At 70.4% G+C, this 17,830-nt stretch carries 17 protein-coding genes; 8 read left to right on the top strand and 9 right to left on the bottom strand.

Annotation, left to right across the window (positions count from 1 at the left end; translation table 11 throughout):
- Window positions 1-4 precede the first annotated feature (4 nt).
- Window positions 5-1,054 (bottom strand): LAETG motif-containing sortase-dependent surface protein, encoded by a 1,050-nt coding sequence (locus ACZ7M7_RS08240; protein WP_383611897.1) that lies wholly within the window; start codon window positions 1,052-1,054, stop codon window positions 5-7.
- Window positions 1,055-1,428: 374 nt separating this feature from the next.
- Between ACZ7M7_RS08240 and ACZ7M7_RS08245 the strand changes: the two genes are divergently transcribed.
- Window positions 1,429-1,599, top strand: coding sequence for a hypothetical protein (locus tag ACZ7M7_RS08245; RefSeq protein WP_472114118.1), 171 nt, complete (start codon window positions 1,429-1,431; stop codon window positions 1,597-1,599).
- A 720-nt stretch (window positions 1,600-2,319) separates the two neighbouring features.
- Here ACZ7M7_RS08245 and ACZ7M7_RS08250 read toward each other — a convergent pair.
- Window positions 2,320-2,601 carry a chorismate mutase gene (locus tag ACZ7M7_RS08250; protein ID WP_472114121.1) on the bottom strand — a complete coding sequence of 94 codons (282 nt, stop codon included), beginning with the start codon at window positions 2,599-2,601 and terminating at the stop codon, window positions 2,320-2,322.
- Window positions 2,602-2,952: 351 nt separating this feature from the next.
- Between ACZ7M7_RS08250 and guaA the strand changes: the two genes are divergently transcribed.
- A complete protein-coding gene (gene guaA, locus ACZ7M7_RS08255; protein ID WP_383630064.1) occupies window positions 2,953-4,530 on the top strand; it encodes a glutamine-hydrolyzing GMP synthase in 1,578 nt (525 codons plus the stop codon).
- 25 nt (window positions 4,531-4,555) lie between these two features.
- On the opposite strand, the gene ACZ7M7_RS08260 is transcribed toward guaA, so the two are convergent.
- Window positions 4,556-5,029: a pyridoxamine 5'-phosphate oxidase family protein gene (locus ACZ7M7_RS08260; RefSeq protein ID WP_383611885.1), complete on the bottom strand. Its 474-nt coding sequence runs from the start codon at window positions 5,027-5,029 to the stop codon at window positions 4,556-4,558.
- A 158-nt stretch (window positions 5,030-5,187) separates the two neighbouring features.
- Here ACZ7M7_RS08260 and ACZ7M7_RS08265 point away from each other — a divergent pair, with 158 nt between their 5' ends.
- The gene (locus ACZ7M7_RS08265; RefSeq protein ID WP_383611882.1) at window positions 5,188-5,994 is read left to right on the top strand and encodes a class II aldolase/adducin family protein; all 807 of its coding nucleotides are present in this window, start codon (window positions 5,188-5,190) and stop codon (window positions 5,992-5,994) included.
- A 105-nt stretch (window positions 5,995-6,099) separates the two neighbouring features.
- On the opposite strand, the gene ACZ7M7_RS08270 is transcribed toward ACZ7M7_RS08265, so the two are convergent.
- On the bottom strand, window positions 6,100-6,987 hold the full coding sequence (locus tag ACZ7M7_RS08270; RefSeq protein ID WP_472114125.1) for a DUF4429 domain-containing protein: 888 nt from the start codon (window positions 6,985-6,987) through the stop codon (window positions 6,100-6,102).
- 346 nt (window positions 6,988-7,333) lie between these two features.
- Between ACZ7M7_RS08270 and ACZ7M7_RS08275 the strand changes: the two genes are divergently transcribed.
- Window positions 7,334-8,611, top strand: a complete 1,278-nt coding sequence (locus ACZ7M7_RS08275) for a hypothetical protein (RefSeq protein WP_383611876.1) — start codon at window positions 7,334-7,336, stop codon at window positions 8,609-8,611.
- A 424-nt stretch (window positions 8,612-9,035) separates the two neighbouring features.
- Window positions 9,036-9,554 carry a DoxX family protein gene (locus ACZ7M7_RS08280; protein WP_383611874.1) on the top strand — a complete coding sequence of 173 codons (519 nt, stop codon included), beginning with the start codon at window positions 9,036-9,038 and terminating at the stop codon, window positions 9,552-9,554.
- 12 nt (window positions 9,555-9,566) lie between these two features.
- Here ACZ7M7_RS08280 and ACZ7M7_RS08285 read toward each other — a convergent pair whose 3' ends face one another.
- Together ACZ7M7_RS08285 and ACZ7M7_RS08290 are read right to left on the bottom strand one after the other, a co-directional pair.
- On the bottom strand, window positions 9,567-9,830 hold the full coding sequence (locus ACZ7M7_RS08285) for a hypothetical protein (protein ID WP_472114128.1): 264 nt from the start codon (window positions 9,828-9,830) through the stop codon (window positions 9,567-9,569).
- Window positions 9,817-11,259 carry a PspC domain-containing protein gene (locus ACZ7M7_RS08290; RefSeq protein ID WP_383630074.1) on the bottom strand — a complete coding sequence of 481 codons (1,443 nt, stop codon included), beginning with the start codon at window positions 11,257-11,259 and terminating at the stop codon, window positions 9,817-9,819. The genes ACZ7M7_RS08285 and ACZ7M7_RS08290 overlap by 14 nt, the downstream gene beginning before the upstream one ends.
- Window positions 11,260-11,437: 178 nt before the next feature.
- Between ACZ7M7_RS08290 and ACZ7M7_RS08295 the strand changes: the two genes are divergently transcribed.
- On the top strand, window positions 11,438-12,727 hold the full coding sequence (locus ACZ7M7_RS08295; RefSeq protein ID WP_472114131.1) for an ATP-binding protein: 1,290 nt from the start codon (window positions 11,438-11,440) through the stop codon (window positions 12,725-12,727).
- Window positions 12,724-13,443: a LuxR C-terminal-related transcriptional regulator gene (locus tag ACZ7M7_RS08300; RefSeq protein ID WP_383611862.1), complete on the top strand. Its 720-nt coding sequence runs from the start codon at window positions 12,724-12,726 to the stop codon at window positions 13,441-13,443. Before ACZ7M7_RS08295 ends, ACZ7M7_RS08300 begins: the two co-directional genes overlap by 4 nt.
- A gap of 27 nt (window positions 13,444-13,470) precedes the next feature.
- On the opposite strand, the gene ACZ7M7_RS08305 is transcribed toward ACZ7M7_RS08300, so the two are convergent.
- Window positions 13,471-14,541, bottom strand: coding sequence for a C40 family peptidase (locus ACZ7M7_RS08305; protein ID WP_472114135.1), 1,071 nt, complete (start codon window positions 14,539-14,541; stop codon window positions 13,471-13,473).
- A 457-nt stretch (window positions 14,542-14,998) separates the two neighbouring features.
- Between ACZ7M7_RS08305 and ACZ7M7_RS08310 the strand changes: the two genes are divergently transcribed.
- Window positions 14,999-15,352, top strand: a complete 354-nt coding sequence (locus ACZ7M7_RS08310; protein WP_383611857.1) for a hypothetical protein — start codon at window positions 14,999-15,001, stop codon at window positions 15,350-15,352.
- Here the strand turns inward: ACZ7M7_RS08310 and ACZ7M7_RS08315 are convergent.
- Both ACZ7M7_RS08315 and ACZ7M7_RS08320 read right to left on the bottom strand, forming a co-directional pair.
- Window positions 15,330-16,316 carry a tellurite resistance/C4-dicarboxylate transporter family protein gene (locus tag ACZ7M7_RS08315; RefSeq protein WP_472114139.1) on the bottom strand — a complete coding sequence of 329 codons (987 nt, stop codon included), beginning with the start codon at window positions 16,314-16,316 and terminating at the stop codon, window positions 15,330-15,332. The two genes, ACZ7M7_RS08310 and ACZ7M7_RS08315, sit on opposite strands and share 23 nt — an antisense overlap.
- Before the next feature lie 329 nt (window positions 16,317-16,645).
- On the bottom strand, window positions 16,646-17,827 hold the full coding sequence (locus tag ACZ7M7_RS08320) for a C40 family peptidase (protein WP_472114142.1): 1,182 nt from the start codon (window positions 17,825-17,827) through the stop codon (window positions 16,646-16,648).
- Window positions 17,828-17,830 lie beyond the last annotated feature (3 nt).

Here is a 17,830-nt window from a genome sequence, read left to right on the forward strand (position 1 = left end):
AGGCTTAGGCCTCCGCACCGACCTTGCGGCGCTTCATGGCGAACACGACGCCGGCACCGGCGAGGATGGCGACGCCACCGATGGTGCCGATGACCGGGAGGTTGGAGTCGGCGCCGGTCTCGGCCAGGTTGCCGGTGACCTCCTGGACCTCGCCCTGCGGCTTCTTGCCGTCGACGCCCGAGGGCTTCTCACCGTTCGGCTTGGCCGGGTCGACGTCACCCGGGTTGCTGCCCGCGGCGAGCACGGTGAACTCGTAGAACTCACCGTTGCCGTAGCACGCGGCGTCGTCGCCCGCGTAGATCGCCTGGCTCAGCGCGAAGGACGAACCGGCCGGGGCGGACGACTTCACGCGCACGCGCAGGTCGAGCGTGGAGGAGGAGTTCGCCTCCAGCTTGTCCAGGGAGGCGACGAAGCTGCCGGTGAAGACGATCTCGCCGTCCTCGTCCTTGTAGAAGTCCTGGTAGCTGCTGGTCCACTTGCCGTCCTGCTTGACCTGGATCTCGGCCATGTCCAGGTACAGCGACTCGTCGACGTTCTCCTCCGCGTACTCGGTGAACGCCTCGATCCAGACGTTCTCCAGGTCCTTGTCGGAGTTGTTCGTGGCGACGAACTCGAAGTTGTGCCAGCCCGAACCCGCGACGATCTTGCTCGGCAGGCCCGAGATCTCGGCCTTGAGGTTGTCGTCGAGGTCGAAGGTCTCGCAGTCCTCGTACGGGTTCCAGGACGGGTCGTCCTCGGGGGTGCTCTCCTCCGGGGCCGGCGTGCTCTCCTCGGCGGCCGGGGTCGACTCCTCCGCGGCAGGCGTGCTCTCCTCCGCGGCGGGGGTGCTCTCCTCGGCGGCCGGCGTGCTCTCCTCGGCGGCCGGGGTCGACTCCTCCGCGGCCGGCGTGCTCTCCTCGGCCGCGGGGGTGCTCTCCTCGGCGGCCGGCGTGCTCTCCGACGCCGTCGGCGTCGCAGTGTCGTCCGTGGCAAACGCAGCCGGCGCGGACAGCAGTGCGATCGGCGCTATGACTGCCGTCGCGGCCGCAGCGGCCAGGGCACGGCGAAGCTTCATGAAGACCTCGAAAGTCCGGAGTGCTGCGATGTCGCAGCACGCGCATACAGGGAGGCCTCCGCGTGTGGGGCGCGGGAGTGGCCCTTGGTACGCATGGTTTGATCAGTGACGGCTGTGAATGGTTGCACTGTCACTAACAAGTTTCTTATGTGGCCTGCATCACATGATCTGGTCGCATTGGGTCGCGGTGGGAGTGTGGCCGTCGCTGCTGCCGGGCGACCCCTTGGCTGCGGGCGGACCCGGGACCGCCCCGACGACACTGCTCCCGGCGGAGCCCATCGCCCCGAGCGCCGCACCCGCAGGCACGGCCGCCACTCCCACCCGCTCCCGGCCCTTCGCAGGAGTTCCTGGTCGCCTCGAACCTCGATCGCGAGGTGCTGTACGGCGCCGAGCCGAAGGCCGCCCTGGGACTGGTCGACCCGCCGGAGAAGGACTACCTCGCCGATCTGCGGACGGGCCTGCGCGGCCCCACCCTCGAGAACGACCCCAAGTGGACCTTCACCCGCTTCGACCGCGACGAGGTCGAACTCGTCGCACCCAGGTGAAGGTGCGCGGCCGTATGACGGTCGTGACGGCTTCATCCATCCCCAGTTCGAGGCCGAGCTGTAGGCGAGTCCCCCAGCCCTCCGGCGCCGTGGTCGACCCGTACGACCGGAGCAGGGGACTGGACGGGGCGGACGAGGAGTGCGGCACCATCTCGCGCACCCGACGGGCCGGCATCGGACAGGCGGGCACGAGACGGGTGGGTGCGAGAGGGGCATGAGAAGGGCCCCGCGGGACGGAGCCGCGGGGCCCTTCTTTCGTCAGCACCGACGTCAGGGCAGCGTCGGTGCCTGGGGAGCGGCGCCGGGGGGTTGCGCCGCTGGCCTGTGTGTCTCGACCTCTGGCAGTGCGTCAGCGCACGGCCGGGCCGAAGGAGTTGCAGGTGTCCACGGAGGGACTTGGAGCTTTCTACGCATCGTGCTGGACGGACTCGGCCACCGCAACCGCTCGATCCCGGCGTTACTCCGTCCTGCCCCTTCCGCCGACCGGCCCCGGGCGTCCCCGGAGCCGACCGTTCTCTTGGTGACCGGGCTGCTGTCCCCTGCCGTCCGGTCACTTTCCTGGAGCGAGGTCCCACGACGCACGGGACGATCCGTACGCCACATCGCTCCAGCGAGCCACGCGTGGTTCTTTCGGGCCCGTCCCTGGCTGGCACGGACACCGGTACCAACGAAGGGGTCCGGGCGGCGTCACGCTCCGACCGGGTGAGAGGGGGCCCGAACTCAGATGCGACCCCGGCACAGTTCGAGCAGCGTCATGGCGAGGGCCGTGCCCGGCTTGCCCAGCGCGTCCCTGTAGTGGCCGAGGACCTCCATCTCCCGGGAGAGGTTCACGCGCCGGCCACCGGAGGTGATCCGGGCCTGCTGGATCACCGCGGACACGGCCATCCGTTCCTGGATCAGACCGATGATCCGGTCGTCCAGCGCGTCGATGCGCTCTCGGGCGCCGGTGATCACATCGGCCGCCTCGGGGGTGCGGGCGCCGGTCACGTCGATCGCGGTCATTGGGGGCTCCTCGTCTGGTTCAGCTGTCCCGGCCCGTGTCGGGCCGATACGGCGGGAGGTGCCCCGGAGCGGCAGGATCCGCAAACGCCAGGCGCCCCGGACCTTGTCGGCCCGGGGCGCCTGGGAAGTCGCTTGTCAGTTGCTCAAGCAGCACGACCATGGCAGCCGGTGGGCCGGTTGCCATAGGTAAAGAGGAAGGTCGGGTGCGTGAGCATGGGGCCAGTATGCCGTGCCGCCCGGGGGAGTCCAAGGCGGTTCGCATCCTGAGACGGGGCTTGCCCCGGTAGGGGCCCCGTGGACCCCGGTAGACTCGGCCCCACACACACCTCGCTCACCGCCGGAAGGCAACCCGTGTCATCAGCGAACCCCGCAGCCGCCCCCGACACCGTCCTGGTCGTCGACTTCGGTGCGCAGTACGCCCAGCTCATCGCCCGTCGCGTCCGCGAGGCCCGGGTCTACAGCGAGATCGTGCCGAGCACCACGCCGGTCGCCGAGATGCTCGCCAAGAACCCGGCGGCGATCATCCTCTCCGGCGGCCCCTCGTCCGTGTACGAGGAGGGCGCCCCCCGCCTCGACCGCGCACTCTTCGAGGCCGGCGTCCCCGTCTTCGGCATGTGCTACGGCTTCCAGCTGATGGCGCAGAGCCTCGGCGGGACGGTCGACAACACCGGCTCCCGCGAGTACGGCCGTACCGATCTCCATGTCTCGAGGTCGTCCTCCACCCTCTTCGAGGGCACCCCGGCCGAGCAGCACGTGTGGATGTCGCACGGCGACGCCTGCTCCGCCGCCCCCGAGGGCTTCACGGTGACGGCCTCCACGGACGTCGTCCCGGTCGCCGCCTTCGAGAACGACGAGCAGAAGCTGTACGGCGTCCAGTACCACCCCGAGGTCATGCACTCCACGCACGGCCAGCAGGTCCTGGAGCACTTCCTGTACCGCGGCGCGGGCCTGAAGCCGGACTGGACCACCGGCAATGTCATCGAGGAGCAGGTCGCGGCCATCCGCGAGCAGGTCGGCGACCGGCGCGCCATCTGCGGGCTGTCCGGCGGCGTGGACTCCGCGGTCGCGGCGGCGCTGGTCCAGAAGGCCATCGGCTCCCAGCTGACCTGCGTGTATGTCGACCACGGCCTGATGCGCAAGGGCGAGACCGAGCAGGTCGAGAAGGACTTCGTGGCCGCGACCGGCGTACAGCTGAAGGTCGTGGACGCGGAGGAGCGGTTCCTCAAGGCGCTCGCCGGGGTCTCGGACCCCGAGGAGAAGCGGAAGATCATCGGCCGCGAGTTCATCCGGGTCTTCGAGCAGGCGCAGGCCGAGATCATCGCGGACGAGGGCCCGGCGGTGGAGTTCCTCGTCCAGGGCACCCTGTACCCGGACGTGGTCGAGTCCGGCGGCGGCACCGGCACCGCCAACATCAAGTCCCACCACAACGTCGGCGGCCTCCCCGAGGACCTCGAGTTCCAGCTGATCGAGCCGCTGCGCAAGCTGTTCAAGGACGAGGTCCGGATGGTCGGCCAGGAGCTCGGCCTGCCGGACGAGATCGTCCAGCGCCAGCCGTTCCCGGGCCCGGGCCTGGGCATCCGCATCGTCGGCGAGGTGACCAAGGAGCGTCTCGACCTCCTGCGCGAGGCCGACGCCATCGCCCGCGAGGAGCTCACTGCCGCCGGCCTCGACCGTGACATCTGGCAGTGCCCGGTGGTCCTGCTCGCGGACGTCCGCAGCGTGGGCGTGCAGGGTGACGGCCGGACCTACGGCCACCCGATCGTTCTGCGGCCGGTGTCCAGCGAGGACGCCATGACCGCCGACTGGTCGAGGCTGCCGTACGACGTGCTGGCGAAGATCTCGACGCGGATCACCAACGAGGTGCGGGACGTCAACCGCGTCGTCCTCGACGTGACCTCGAAGCCGCCGGGCACCATCGAGTGGGAGTAGGCCCCATCGCTGAGTGGGGCAGGCCCTAGGTGCGCTTGATCGTGCGCAGGGGCCGGCCGGGCTGCCAGATCTTGACGACGAGGTACTTGTCGTCCTCGATGTAGGTCCTCACGACCTCGGTGAGCTCGGTACGGAAGAGGTGGAACGGCTCCGGCGGTTCCACCTCTTCGCCGTATGCGGCCTTGGTCCCGGGATCCTCGACCTCGATCGCCCGCCCGGCGATCCGTACGTCACCCCCGCCCATGGTCTGCCCCTCCCCGGGGTTCGCCTGGAGCGCGAAGCGCGGGTCGCGTCGCAGGTCGAGGGCCTTGAGCGAGTCCGGCATCATGCCGAGCCACAGCTCGCCGTTCAGGAAGCGGACCTCCAGGCCGGTGGTGCGCGGGGAACCGTCCTTGCGGAGGGTGGCGAGGACGTGGTGCGTGAAGGCGCCGAAGCGTTCCTCCGCGATGCGGGCGAGGTCCGGCTCGGCCGCGGTGAAGGTTGCCCAGTTCGCTGTCATACGGTGAGTGTGGCGCCGATACCTGACATCTGCTGTCGGGTATGCGCCCAACCTGCTCCCGCGGGCGTTGCGTGCGTCATCTTTACAGAACAACTCTGTTTTCCTGCGCTGACCGACGGTAACTTCCGCCCCGTAAGTAACCCAGTGCTGGAGGACACATGCACGGGACGCCCCTCGGGTCCACCCCGCCCTCGCCCCTGCCGACCGACCGCCTGCAATTCGCGATGCCGCCCATGCACGACTCGGTCGAGGACGAGCGCCGACACCGCAAGGAGCGGCTCGCGGGCGCGCTGCGGATCTTCGGGCGGCTCGGGTTCGAGGACGGAGTCTCCGGGCACATCACCGCGCGCGATCCGGAGTTCAGCGACTGCTTCTGGGTCAACCCGTTCGGGATGCCGTTCCGGCACGTCACCGTCAGCGACCTGGTCCTCGCCAACTCCGAGGGGCAGGTGATCGAGGGCCGTTACCACGTCAACCAGGCCGCGTTCACCGTGCACTCCCAGGTCCACGCCGCCCGCCCGGACGTCGTCGCGGTCGCCCACTGCCATTCGGTGCACGGGCGGGCCCTCGCGGCGCTCGGCGAGCTCCTCGACCCGATCACACAGGAGAGCTGCGCCTTCTACGAGGACCACGCCCTCTACGACGCCTACTCGGGCGTGGCCGTCGACGCCCTGGAGGGCCGGCGCATCGCGGCAGCGCTGGGCACGCACAAGGCCCTCGTGCTGCGCAACCACGGGCTGCTGACCGTCGGCGACTCGGTGGACGCGGCGGCCTGGTGGTTCCTGTCGATGGAACGCTCCAGCCAGGTGCAGCTGACGGCCAGGGCGGCGGGCCGTCCGGTCCTCATCGAGCATCGGCAGGCGGTGGCCACGCGGGAGCAGCTGGGCGGGGATCTGGTGGCGTGGATCAACTATCAGCCGCTGTGGCAGGACGTCAGCCGGAGCGAGCCGGATCTGCTGAGCTGAGGGTTCAGGAGGCCGTTGAGCTGAGGATTCGGGGGGCCGGGGGGCAGGGGGCAGGGGGGCAGAGCTCCTTCCGCGGTCAGCGGTGCGATGGTCTGTGGGCCGCGATCAGAAGCTGCGGAGGACGACCGCCTTCGTCATCGCGAACTCCCCGTCCGTGAGCACCCCGTCCCGGTGCAGCTCGCCCAACTCCCGCAGTCTGCGCAGGAGTACGTCGTGATGGTCGGCCGGGGGCGGTACGGACGCCGCAAGCTGCGGGCGGTCGGTGGGGTCCGCGATGCCGGGGTGAGTGGACGGGTGCGGCAGCCGGGCGGTGACCGCAGTCGCGACCAGGGCGGTGAGCAGGTCGCGGCGGGCGCTGCCCCACAGGTCAAGGGCGTACGGATCCTTCTCCGGCGGCAGCTTGGAGAACACCGTCTCCCGGGTCACGAAACGCAGGAAGCCGTCCTCGTAACCTGAGTTGGGCAGCCATTCGACCTGGACCAGGTCGCCTACGTTGATGATCCGGGGACCCGTCGCCCGCTTGACCCGCTCGGACGTGTCCGACCAGTCGATCCGCACCTGGACGCCGTCGAAGGACACCGTGCCGTCGGAGGAACGGACGGAGACGGGGACCGGTGGGCCGGGGAGGAGGTAGGCCTTGGTCGGCTCCTTGGAGATCTGGTCGAGCAGCAGCGCGCGGCGGATCTCCTCGGCGACGTACTCGGCGGCCCCGGCACGGTCGATGTCCACCGTCAGCCGATAGGGGTCGGCGGGGTCGGGGAGCCGGCCGCCGGTCGCCTGAAGGAGCGGGTCGGCGCCCTCGCGCAGCCGCATACGCAGCCGTCCGCGCTTGCGCTCGGGCTCGAAGACGATGCTTGCGACGGCTTCCAGGGGTACGGCGATCTCCCCGTACGTCTGCCGGAACAGCGGCACGGAGCGGTGGAGGCCCGGCGTGATCCGGACCGTTGTGCCGTCGAAGGCCCAGGTCCCGTCGCGCTGGATGATCTCGGCCATGGAGAAATTCTCGCAGCCGGGTCAACACGATGGCCTTGTCTTCACCCGCGCCGACCGGACCTGCCGGGTGGGGAGCGGGCCGGGTGCGGGACAATTCGCTGTCGCCCTCCGGGAGTTGTCGGTCGTGCGGCGGTGGTGCGGCGATGGTCGAGGGCAGCGATGTCCGAAAACGGTGATGGCCGGTATCTGAGATCGGGCTGCCGATCGGTGGGCCATGCGGCTATAAGGCCATGAGGGTTGTCGGGGCCTGTGAAGGACGTAGTGCCCCGAGGGCCGTGAGTTCGTGACTTCGTGAGTTCGTAAGTTCGTAAGTTCGTGAGGATTGTCGGGAAGGCGGGCGTCGGGCGTGGCGGTGCAGGAGGCTGGGCATGGGGGCGCGGTGGGCGCGCATGGGGGCAGCTGCACCTGTGGGGACTGTCCGCACGGGGCGCGGGCGGGGCATCGGCGTGCGGTCGCCGCGTTTCTGCTGAAGCGGGACGAGTTCGCGGCCGGGCAGGGACTGCCTGCGGCCGTGGCCCACTCGGCCTCCGCCTCCCGGCAGTGGGTGTCCGAGGAGTTGACACAGTCCGCAGAACTCGTCGCCCAGCGGGGGCGGGCCGAGGGGGAGGCGTGGCTGGCGCGGCTGTGGTCGCGTACGGCGTGCGTGGTCTGGGCACTGGTCGTGGCGTTGCTCCTGGGGCAGGCGTTCACGGCGATCGGCGCGGGGTGGACGGCTGCGCGTACGGCCGGACTGCTGGCCGCGCTGGTGACGGGCGGGGCGCTGACCGCGGCGTCGTGGTTCCACCGGGCGCGGGGTGGGGCGCTGGCGCCGGTCATCGGTGAGGACAACCGGCTGTCCACGTCGCGTGCGGTGGCCGGGGCGTGGGTGCTGTTCGTCGCATACGCCGTGCTCGTGCTGGTGGGGCAGCTGGCGGTCGCGTCCGGCCACGCGGAACGCGACGCGCTGATCGCCGGCCTTGAGCTGGAGCGTGGCGCGGGTGTCGTGACCGTGCTCGCCGTGGTGTGTGCGATCGCGGTGCTCGTGCGGCGGGTCGTCGGGGTGCGGGTGTTCGGGCAGCGGCTGCAGAAGCTGCGGGCGGATCGGCCTCGTGCCGCGGATCTGCTGACGGATGACGCGGGGCGGGGGACGTTCGCCGACATCCAGTACGTCGTGATCGGCGGGGTTGCGCTGCTGTTCGCGGCGGTGCGGTTGGGGCGGCGGCCGGATCAGTTGCCGGATCTGCCGTGGGGGCTTGCGGTGGTGGTGCTGATCTCGGCGGCCACCTACCTGGCCGGGAAGTATGCGGAAGGGGGGCGGCCGGTGATCCTTTCCGTGGTGCGGGCGCGGGAGGCGGGGGATCTGGACGCGCCCATTCGTACCGGCGACGACATCGAGATTCGGGGAGCGGGGTTCGTGCCGCCGGGGGCGCAGGGGGCGGAACGGTTGTCGCGGATGGTGGTGCGGGTCGGGGCGGTGCATGTGCACGTGCCGTTGGTGCCCGTGAGCGGAGGGTTCAGCAATCCCACGGATGCGGTGCTGACTGTGCCTGTGCCGGTGGAGGTTGAGCCCGGGCGGGTGGAGGTGCAGGTGGTTACTGCGGCGGGGGTGGAGACCAATCGGTATGCGATTGACGTGACCGATTGACGTGACTGGCTGACGGGACGTGGGCCTTCGGCGGTTGGGCGGGGGTGCCTGCGGCGGCCTGTGGCTGTGTGGTGGGGGTTCGCGTAGCGCCTGGGGTTCGGTGGGTGGGTCGGGGCCGTGCCGGGGGGTGTCCGTCCTCGGACCGGCGGCCGGGGTCGGGCAGGGAAGTGCCGCTTCTTGACGCCGGCCACTGCGGGCGGACACCCCCCGGCACGTCCCCTTGCCGCCGTACGCGGGTGCGGCGCCGCGGGGGTCGCCCGCCATGGCCACTCTGTGAGGCCCGTGCTCGAGGGCGACGCAGGGTTTCCTTCGGGCGGGGGAGGTCCCAGAATTCGGGTTGAGCGGCGCAGCCACTGCGTACGTATCGTTTTTTGAGGGGTCACGGCACGGCGGGCGAGAGGCGGCTAGGGCGATGGCTCACGGTATGCATTCGGACACGCACCCCCCTTATCTCGACGGCGACCGGAACTGGCGGGATACCGCCACCCGCTACGCACTGCTCCCGCTCCGCGTCTTCCTGGGCGTCACCTTCATCTACGCCGGCTTGGACAAACTCACCGACAGCGCCTTCATGAAGGACTCCGGCGCGGGCTCGGTCGGCGACATGATGCGGGCCGTGCGGGACTCCTCGGCGATTCCGGCCATGGTCGACATGGCCCTGGAGAATCCCGTCGGGTTCGGCTATGCCATTGCCTTCGGTGAGCTGGCCGTTGGGATCGGCACGCTGATCGGGCTGTTCGCCCGTTTGGCGGCGCTCGGTGGGGCGCTTATCTCGCTGAGTCTGTGGTTGACGGTTAGCTGGGCCTCCGATCCCTACTACTACGGCAATGACCTGGCCTATCTGATGGCCTGGCTGCCTCTCGTGCTGGCAGGCGCCCCCATGTTCTCGGTGGATGCCGCATTTCACAGGCGGCGACGGCAGCGGTCCGGGGGCTATCGGTAGCTCTCGCCGTCGTCAGTGGGGTGCTGCCCGGTGTGAGTTCGGGTCCGGGGGTGCGGGGTGGGCGCCGGCCGGAGTCGTGGAGCTGCGGCGTCTGCGTATCCCTCGGGTCGTGAGCGCCACCGCGGCTGCCAGGCAGAGGCCGCCGATCACTATGGGGATCACCACGAACCATGGGGTCTCCCAGGCGTCACCCGCGTCTCCGACGTAGATGATGCCCGCGAGGGTCAGGAAGGTGCCGGCGACCAGTCTTCCGGGCTGGAACTCATGACGTAGCACGGGTCACCTCCGCCTGTCCCACACCGATGCTCAAGTCGAGGTCCAGCGTGCCCGCCTCCTTGGTGCCCTTGGGCGGTGTCAGGGTCAGCTCCTTGTGCTTGCCCGGTGCCACGTCCACGTCCTGCTTGTCTTCACCCGGCAGCTGGATGTCGCCCACGCCCACGTCGATGCTCACCTCCACGGTCACGTCCTTGGGGACGATCACCTTGAGCCGGCCCACGCCCACGTCCGCTCTCGTCGTCACCGTCTGGTCGTCGGTGAGGTTCAGGCGGGTCAGGTCGAGAGTGCCGACGCCGGTGCCCAGGTCGTACTGCTCTCGGACGTCGGTCACGGCCGCCGGGCGCCAGGTTCTCTCTATCCAGTGGGTGCTGATGTCCTTGGGCAGGGCTGCCGAGGCGGCCAGCAGGCCCGCGGTGATGATCGCCAGGAAGATGGAGCCCGCTCCCGTGCGGCCCAGGAACGCGCTCAACGCTATGCCCAGGCCGAGGACGAGCAGGGCGCAGGCCAGGCCGGTCTGCAGGCTGGTGCCGAGCGCTCGGTCCGCCCAGGTCGCGCTGGTGCCGAGGGCGCCCGCGAGCAGGGCCAGCAGGAACACCCAGCCGCCGATCCAGCGGGGGCCGCGCTGCTTCGGCTGTTGAGGAGGCCGGGCGCGTATGTCCTGGCGGCTGCTCCAGGTCGTGCCGAGGCTGATGTTGACCGCCGCCGCGATGTCGCGGTCGCGCGAGTCGCGGGGGCCCCAGAGATAGCCGGTGCCGCCCTCGTGCGTGCCGTCCTTCACGATGGGCTCGCGCCACCAGGAGGAGAGGGCGGCGGGGACCGGTGGGGCCTGGGCCTCCGGCGGGGCGTCGGCGACGGCCTGGGCGGCGAGCGGGTCTGGGTCGGGGGTGCTGCGGTGGCGCGACCAGTAGCCGGCGCCCGCGAGGAGGAGGGACAGGACCACGGCGAAGGCCAGCACACCGCCGTTCCTCAGCAGGGTCAGCAGGACGCCGCAGCCGACCAGAGCGAACAGCACGGCCGTCAGCGCCTGGCCGTCCACGCGGCCGGTCAGCAGCTTGCGCACCTCGTTCTCGTCCTCGTCGTCGTACGGGACGAAGAGCCAGGCGAAGCCGTAGAAAATGAGGCCGATGCCGCCGGTCGCGGAGAGGACGGCGAGGGTGATCCGGAAGATCACCGGGTCCATGTCGCACTGCCGTCCGAGCCCGGCGCAGACACCGGCCAGCATCTTGTGCCGGCGGTCGCGCCGGAACCTGTGCGGCGGGTCGAGTGCGCCCGTCTCCTCGGGCGGGGCTGCTTCTCCGCTTTCTCCGCCCGTGCGCGCGCGGGGTTCCTCACCCGCGGCGCTCGCGGGTGCCGCGTCGGACGTGGTGCCCGCGGTGGGCACGGCGTCCGGCTCGGGCACGGAGTCCGCGGCGTGCTGGTGATCTGTCATGTGTCCATGGTGACGGGCGGGTCGGCGTGGCGGGAGTCGGAATGACCCTGGTCGGACCCTGATATCGGCCCTGAGGCGGCTGCGGGGACGCGTTCGAGGCGGTGATGGCCGAAGATCAGGGGAGTATCGGGGGTCGACCCTGATGCTCGGGTGCTCCGACCGTGTGAACATCGATGGCATGCCGGAAGCCGCAGCAGCGCCACTCGTCGAACCGCGGCCGCCGCGCAAGCTCTACCGCAGCAGCGACGGACGCTGGCTCGGGGGCGTGGCGCGGGGGCTCGCCGGGCATCTCGGCCTGCCCGTCATCTGGGTGCGGCTCGTCTTCGTCGGCCTGTTCATGGCGGACGGCCTGGGTGCATTGCTGTATGCCGCGTTCTGGTTCTTCGTGCCGCTCGGCGTCGGCGGCGTCGACGCGCAGAAGCCGTCGACCTTCACCACCGAGACCGCGACCGACGGCCGCCGCAGACTCGTCGCCCGCAAGCCGGACAAGGGACAGATCGTCGCCCTGCTCCTCATGGTCGTGGTGGCGATGGTCTTCGTCGGCAGCGTGGACCTGGGAAGCGGCGCCAAGGCCTATCTCCTTCCCGCCGTGCTGGTCGGCGCGGGCGTCGCCCTGGTCTGGCGTCAGGCGGACAACGCCCGCCGGGCCCGCTGGATGGAGGTCGGGCGGCGTCGGCGCACCCTGACTCTGCTGCGCGCTGCGGGTGGCGTGGTGCTGGTCACGGCCGGCGTCTCCGGCATCTTCGTCCTGCAGGGCTCCGCCGCCCACCTCGGCTCGGTCCTGCAGGCCGCGCTGGCGGTCCTCGTGGGCATAACACTCCTCGCGGGCCCGTACCTGGTCCGGATGACCCAGGACCTCTCCGAGGAGCGTCTGATGCGCATCCGGGCCCAGGAGCGCGCCGAGGTCGCCGCGCACGTCCACGACTCGGTGCTGCACACCCTGACCCTGATCCAGCGCAACGCGGAGAACGCGAACGAAGTCAGGCGCCTCGCCCGCGCCCAGGAGCGCGACCTGCGCACCTGGCTCTACAAACCCGAGGGCACCGGCAAGGACGAGGCCGACGAACCCACCAACCTCGCCGACGCGGTCCGGCACAACGCCGCCGAGATCGAGGACAAGCACGGCGTCCCCATAGAGGTCGTGGTCGTCGGTGACTGCCCGCTCGACGAGAAAATCGCCGCACAGATGCAGGCCGCGCGCGAGGCTATGGTGAACGCCGCGAAGTACGGTGGCGAGGGCGGCGCCGTGCAGGTCTACGCCGAGGTGGAGGGCAAGACCGTCTTCGTGTCCGTCCGGGACCGCGGTCCGGGCTTCGACCTCGACTCGATACCCGCCGACCGTATGGGCGTCAGAGAATCGATCATCGGCCGCATGGAGCGCAACGGCGGTACGGCCCGGCTGCGGGCGGTCCCCGGCGGTGGCACGGAGGTCGAGCTGGAGATGGAGAGGGCGGAGAAGACGTCATGAGCGACCCGACCGAGGCGAACGAGCCAGTGGAGTCGACCGGCGGGAGCGCGGGCGAGCGACATGTCCGCGTGGTGCTCGTCGACGACCACCGCATGTTCCGTACAGGAGTGCAGGCCGAGATCGGCCGGACCGAGCAGACCGGCGTCGAAGTCGTCGGAGAGGCCGCGGACGTCGACCAGGCGGTCACGGTCATCACCGCGACCCGACCCGAGGTCGTCCTCCTCGACGTGCATCTCCCGGGCGGCGGCGGGGTCGAAGTCCTGCGCCGCTGCGCCCCGTTGATGGGCGATGCCGAGCAGCCCGTCCGCTTCCTCGCGCTGTCCGTCTCGGACGCGGCGGAGGATGTGATCGGGGTGATCCGGGGCGGTGCGCGCGGGTACGTGACGAAGACGATCACCGGCACCGACCTGGTCGACTCCATCTTCCGGGTCCAGGACGGCGACGCGGTGTTCTCGCCTCGCCTCGCCGGGTTCGTACTGGACGCCTTCGCGTCAACGGACGCGCCGCCGGTCGACGAGGACCTCGACCGGCTCACTCAGCGCGAGCGGGAGGTGCTGCGGCTGATTGCGCGGGGGTACGCGTACAAGGAGATCGCCAAGCAGCTGTTCATCTCCGTCAAGACGGTCGAGTCCCATGTGTCGGCGGTTCTGAGGAAGCTTCAGCTGTCCAACCGGCACGAGCTGACACGGTGGGCCACGGCGCGGCGTCTGGTGTGACGCCGAGCTCCGGTTCGGCGGGCCGGTTCACACCACGCGCGTGGCCCCTGCGAACGGCATCTCGTCGAGGGGGGCCACCCGGACCGGGGCCGAGGGGTTCGGGGCGTGGATCATCTGGCCGTTGCCGATGTAGAGGCCGACGTGGCTGATGCCGGAGTAGAAGAACACCAGGTCGCCCGGGAGTAGTTCGGAGCGGGAGACGCGGCGGCCGGCGTCGATCTGGGCGTAGGTCGTGCGGGGCAGGGAGAGGCCCGCCGAGCGGTACGCGGCCTGGGTGAGGCCGGAGCAGTCGAAGGCGTTCGGGCCGGTCGCGCCCCAGACGTAGGGGCTGCCGAGTTTGGAGTATGCGTACGAAATGGCCGACGCCGCACGGGCGTTGGGTGCCTGCGTCGTGGCTGAGCCGGGGGCCGCCAGGGCGTCGCGGGTGTCTGCCGAGGAGCGGGCCGCGCGGTCGGTGCCGCCGTTTGCGCCCTGGAGTCGGGCGCGCTCCTCGGCGGTCAGTTGGGCGAGCAGAGTGCGGGCGGCGTCCAGCTTGCCGGTGATCGTCTCTCGGTGCCGTTGCAGTTCCGCCTGGCGGGACTGCAGCGAGGTCAGTTCGATGCGCGCAGCCCCGCGCAACTGCTCGATCTCGCGTAATTGCCTGCGGACGCTCGCGACGGACGCCGCCTGACGGTTGCCGGCGCGTTCGGCGAACTCCGCGCCGTCGAGGTAACGGTCGGGGTCGTTGGAGAGGGCGAGCTGGAGGGCCGGGTCGACGCCGCCGTCGCGGTACTGCGCCGCGGCCATCGAACCGAGCGCCTCGCGCGCCGAGTTGAGCTTCTCCGTCTTGCGGGCGGCCTCGTCCTGCAGTGCACTGATCCGCTGCTCGGCAGCGTCCGCCTTCTCCTTCGCGCCGTTGTACTTCTCGGTCGCGACCTCCGCCTCGTGGTACAGCTTGTCCACCTTCGCCTTCACCTGAGCCGGTGTCAGCTGTGGTTCGGCGTGTCCGGTCCCGTCGAAGCCCGTCGCCGTCGCCGCGCCCGCCAGGGCGATCGTCCAGGCCGTGCGGGCCGTACTGCCGCCGACCGAGCGCCGGCGGGGCTTTCGGTGCGCTGCCACGTGGACTGCACGTCCTTTCGTACGACCGCCTCGTCCCGTACGTCCGCCCCGACAGCCTGGGGAGCGGACGTACGACTGCCCGCGGGCGGGATACGCGTCCGGCGACGGCCCACACAGGGGGAGCGGGCCGCCGCCGGACCTTTCTCGGCGGTGGTGGCCGACTGCCGCCCCTGGCCCGGGCGGCGGTGGGGAGCCGGTCACCTGGTGGAGGACGCTAAACCTGAGTGTGTCGGGGTGGTAACGCGTTGTGCGGAAGTGCCGGGAGCGGATCGTGCGTGACCGTAAGTGAGCGTGATCGCGGGATGAGGGCGTCTTGTTCACGCTGTGTGCTGACCGATGTGGCGGAAAGGGGGGTGGGTGGGGGTGGCGGGGTGCTATGGGGCGCATATATGCAAGATCGGAGTGGGGGAGGGGGTGGGGGCGGGTGCCTTGATGGGGCTGATTAGGCTCCCGCCTCATGGACGTACTCATCCACCTCTTCGTCGGTCTGCACATCATCGGCATCGCCGCGTTGCTCGGTGGTTTCTTCACCCAGATGAAGGCGATGGGCCAGGGCACCGCCCGGTTTGTGCCCGCGATGCTGCACGGCGCGCTGACCATGCTGGTCACCGGTGTGATCCTTGTCGGCCTCAATCAGGCGGACGATCAGTCCGTCAACAACATCAAGATCGGTGTGAAGCTGGCGCTGCTGGTCGTGATCCTCGGGCTGGTTTATGTGAAGCGGGACGAGGAGACGGTGGACAAGCGGCTGTTCGGGTTGGTGGGTCTGCTGACCATGGTGAACGTCTTCATCGCCGTTCTGTGGACGTGACCTCGGCGTAGTTCAGCGCTGCGCCTGCGGTGACCGCCAGCCATGCCGCGACGGCGATCCACAGCAGTGCCTCGCCGGGATCCGTGAGCCAAGAAACGTCCACTGCGGTGGCGACGGCGAGGGTCGCTGCGGCGGTCATGCCCATGGGGAAGACGGTGGCCCAGCGGCGTACGTCGTAGCGCAGCCGGGGCCGGCCGATCTCGGCGATGAGCAGCACGGCGTACCAGGCCAGGTCCAGGATCAGCAGGGCGATGGTCACGGTGCGCAGGACGTCGGTGTCGTCCTCGTTCCACAGGTACAGGCTCGGGCTGTCGGCGGACAGGAGCTTCGAGCCGGCGAGGGCGGAGATGGCGAGGGCGCCGCCCGCCACCCAGTGGTCGCCTGCGCCCTCGATCAATTGCCGCAGGTCGAAGCGGGTCAGGGCGATGACGTAGAGCACCAGGCCCAGCCAGAACAGCACGAGCGCCGCGTGGGCGAGCCATGCCGTGGACTCGGTCGCGGCGAGGGTTGCGGCCAGGACGGCCAGGCCCTCGGTGGCCACGCAGCCGAGGAAGACCGCGCCGGGCATGCGCGGGTGCCAGCGGCGTACCACGGCGATGAGGAGGCCCGGCCAGAGCAGGGCCGCCAGGGCCAGGAGGGCCTTGGCGAGGGGTTGCCAGCCGAGGGTGGCGAAGCGGGTGCCGAGAACCGTCGTTGCGGCTACGGCGGTGAGGGCTGCGGGGGTGGCGGCTTCTTTGAGCCACCTGGCGCGGTCCCGGAGGAGCCTTGCGGTGAAGTCGCCGGCGAGGGCCAGCCAGGCCGCGCAGGCGAGGGCCAGGGCGATTCGGGACAGGGTTTCGTAGCCGGTCTGGTGGAGGGCGACCGACAGGATGCCGGTTGCCATGACGGCTGCGCCGGCTGCGGGGGGACGTTGCGACCACCAGGTGTGGAGGGGGGATGTGGTGGTGGTCGTGGGGGCGGGCATGAGATCGATGCTAGGGAGTGGGGGGAGTGGGACGGGTGGGGGCACGCGCGCGTGTGGGGTGAAATGCGGGTGGTTGAGCGCCGGGATGCCTGCGGCGGCCCGCTCGGGTGAGTGGGGGTGCGCGCAGCGCCTGCGGGTGTGTGGTGGGTCGGGGACGTGCCGGGGGGGTGTCCGTCCTCGGTCGGGCGGTTGCTGTGCCTCGAGAGGGGCTGTTTGTTGACGCCCGCCTCTGCGGGCGGACACCCCCGGCACGTCCCTTGCCGCCGTACGCAGCTGCGCTCATCCGCGTCCACGCGCGCGTGACATTGCGCCACGCGCGCGTGCGGTCGTCAGGCCGGGCGGACCACGCTGTGGATCGACGACTCTCCGTCGTAGAAGATCGACTCCTCACGGACGTACGTGCCGGGCTTCGGGGCGTGGATCATCATGCCGTTGCCGATGTAGAGGCCTACGTGCGTGATGTCGTCGTAGAAGAAGACCAGGTCGCCGGGCTGGGCGCTGGAGACGGAGACCGTGGTGCCGGCGTTGACCTGGTCGTAGGTGACGCGCGGGATGTCGACGCCTGCGGCCTTCCAGGCGGCCTGGGTGAGGCCGGAGCAGTCGTAGGAGTCGGGGCCGGTGGCGCCCCAGACGTACGGCTTGCCCACCTGGGAGCGGGCGAAGGCCAGGGCCTTCTCCGCCTTGGTCGCGTACGAGGAGTCCGACGCGGACGAGTCGGAGGAGGACGAGTCGGACGAAGACGAGTCGGACGAGGAGTCGTTGCTCTCCTGCTGCTGGGCCGCTTCCTGGCGCCGCTGCTCGGCCGCCTCTTGCTGGCGGGCCAGTTCCGCCGCCTTGCGGGCGGCCTCCTCCTCCTTGCGCTTCTCGATCGCGGCGAGGCGCGCCTTCTCCTCCGCCGTCAGCTTCGACAGCAGTTCGCGTGCGTCGGCGAGCTTCTGCTGGACGGTGGACTTGGCCGTCCGCAGGTCGTTCTGCGACTCGGTGAGCGTCTCGAGGCTCTGGGCGGCCTCCTGGCGCTTCTTCATCGTCGCGGACTGCTGGGTGAAGTAGTCGTCGACCGATTCCTTCTGGCGGCCCGTCATGCGGTCCATCAGCTGGGTCTGGTCGAAGTAGTCCTGCGGGGTGTCCGCCAGGAGGAAGGTCGCCGTGTCGGGGGCCGAGGCTCCCGTGCGGTACTGGGCGGCTGCGTTGCGGCCGAGTTCCTCGCGTGCGTCGTTGAGCTTCTGGGTGCGCTGGGCGACGTCGTCGAGGAGGGTGTCGACGCGCTTGCGCTGCTTCGCGGTCTTCTCCTTGGCCGCGTTGTACTTCTCGGTCGCCGACTCCGCCTGGCGGTAGAGGTCGTCGACCTTCTTCTCGACCTCCTCGAGGCTCGGCTTGTCGTCCGTCGAGGGGCTCGCGTTGGCCGTCTGGGACAGCAGGGCGACGGACGTGAGGGCCGCCGTGGCGAGGGCGGGGGTCCGTATGCCTGCTACGCGCGTACCAGCGGGACGCGACTTGCGGTGCGACGCCAAGGG

Source organism: Streptomyces sp. NPDC111606 (assembly GCF_055656945.1).

Coding starts and splice junctions, on each gene's coding strand:
- ACZ7M7_RS08240 (WP_383611897.1), bottom strand. CDS start 1,054: ATGAAGCTTCGCCGTGCCCTGGCCGCTGCGGCCGCGACGGCAGTCATA.
- ACZ7M7_RS08250 (WP_472114121.1), bottom strand. CDS start 2,601: ATGACCGCGATCGACGTGACCGGCGCCCGCACCCCCGAGGCGGCCGAT.
- ACZ7M7_RS08260 (WP_383611885.1), bottom strand. CDS start 5,029: ATGACAGCGAACTGGGCAACCTTCACCGCGGCCGAGCCGGACCTCGCC.
- ACZ7M7_RS08265 (WP_383611882.1), top strand. CDS start 5,188: ATGCACGGGACGCCCCTCGGGTCCACCCCGCCCTCGCCCCTGCCGACC.
- ACZ7M7_RS08270 (WP_472114125.1), bottom strand. CDS start 6,987: ATGGCCGAGATCATCCAGCGCGACGGGACCTGGGCCTTCGACGGCACA.
- ACZ7M7_RS08280 (WP_383611874.1), top strand. CDS start 9,036: ATGCATTCGGACACGCACCCCCCTTATCTCGACGGCGACCGGAACTGG.
- ACZ7M7_RS08290 (WP_383630074.1), bottom strand. CDS start 11,259: ATGACAGATCACCAGCACGCCGCGGACTCCGTGCCCGAGCCGGACGCC.
- ACZ7M7_RS08295 (WP_472114131.1), top strand. CDS start 11,438: ATGCCGGAAGCCGCAGCAGCGCCACTCGTCGAACCGCGGCCGCCGCGC.
- ACZ7M7_RS08300 (WP_383611862.1), top strand. CDS start 12,724: ATGAGCGACCCGACCGAGGCGAACGAGCCAGTGGAGTCGACCGGCGGG.
- ACZ7M7_RS08310 (WP_383611857.1), top strand. CDS start 14,999: ATGGACGTACTCATCCACCTCTTCGTCGGTCTGCACATCATCGGCATC.
- ACZ7M7_RS08315 (WP_472114139.1), bottom strand. CDS start 16,316: ATGCCCGCCCCCACGACCACCACCACATCCCCCCTCCACACCTGGTGG.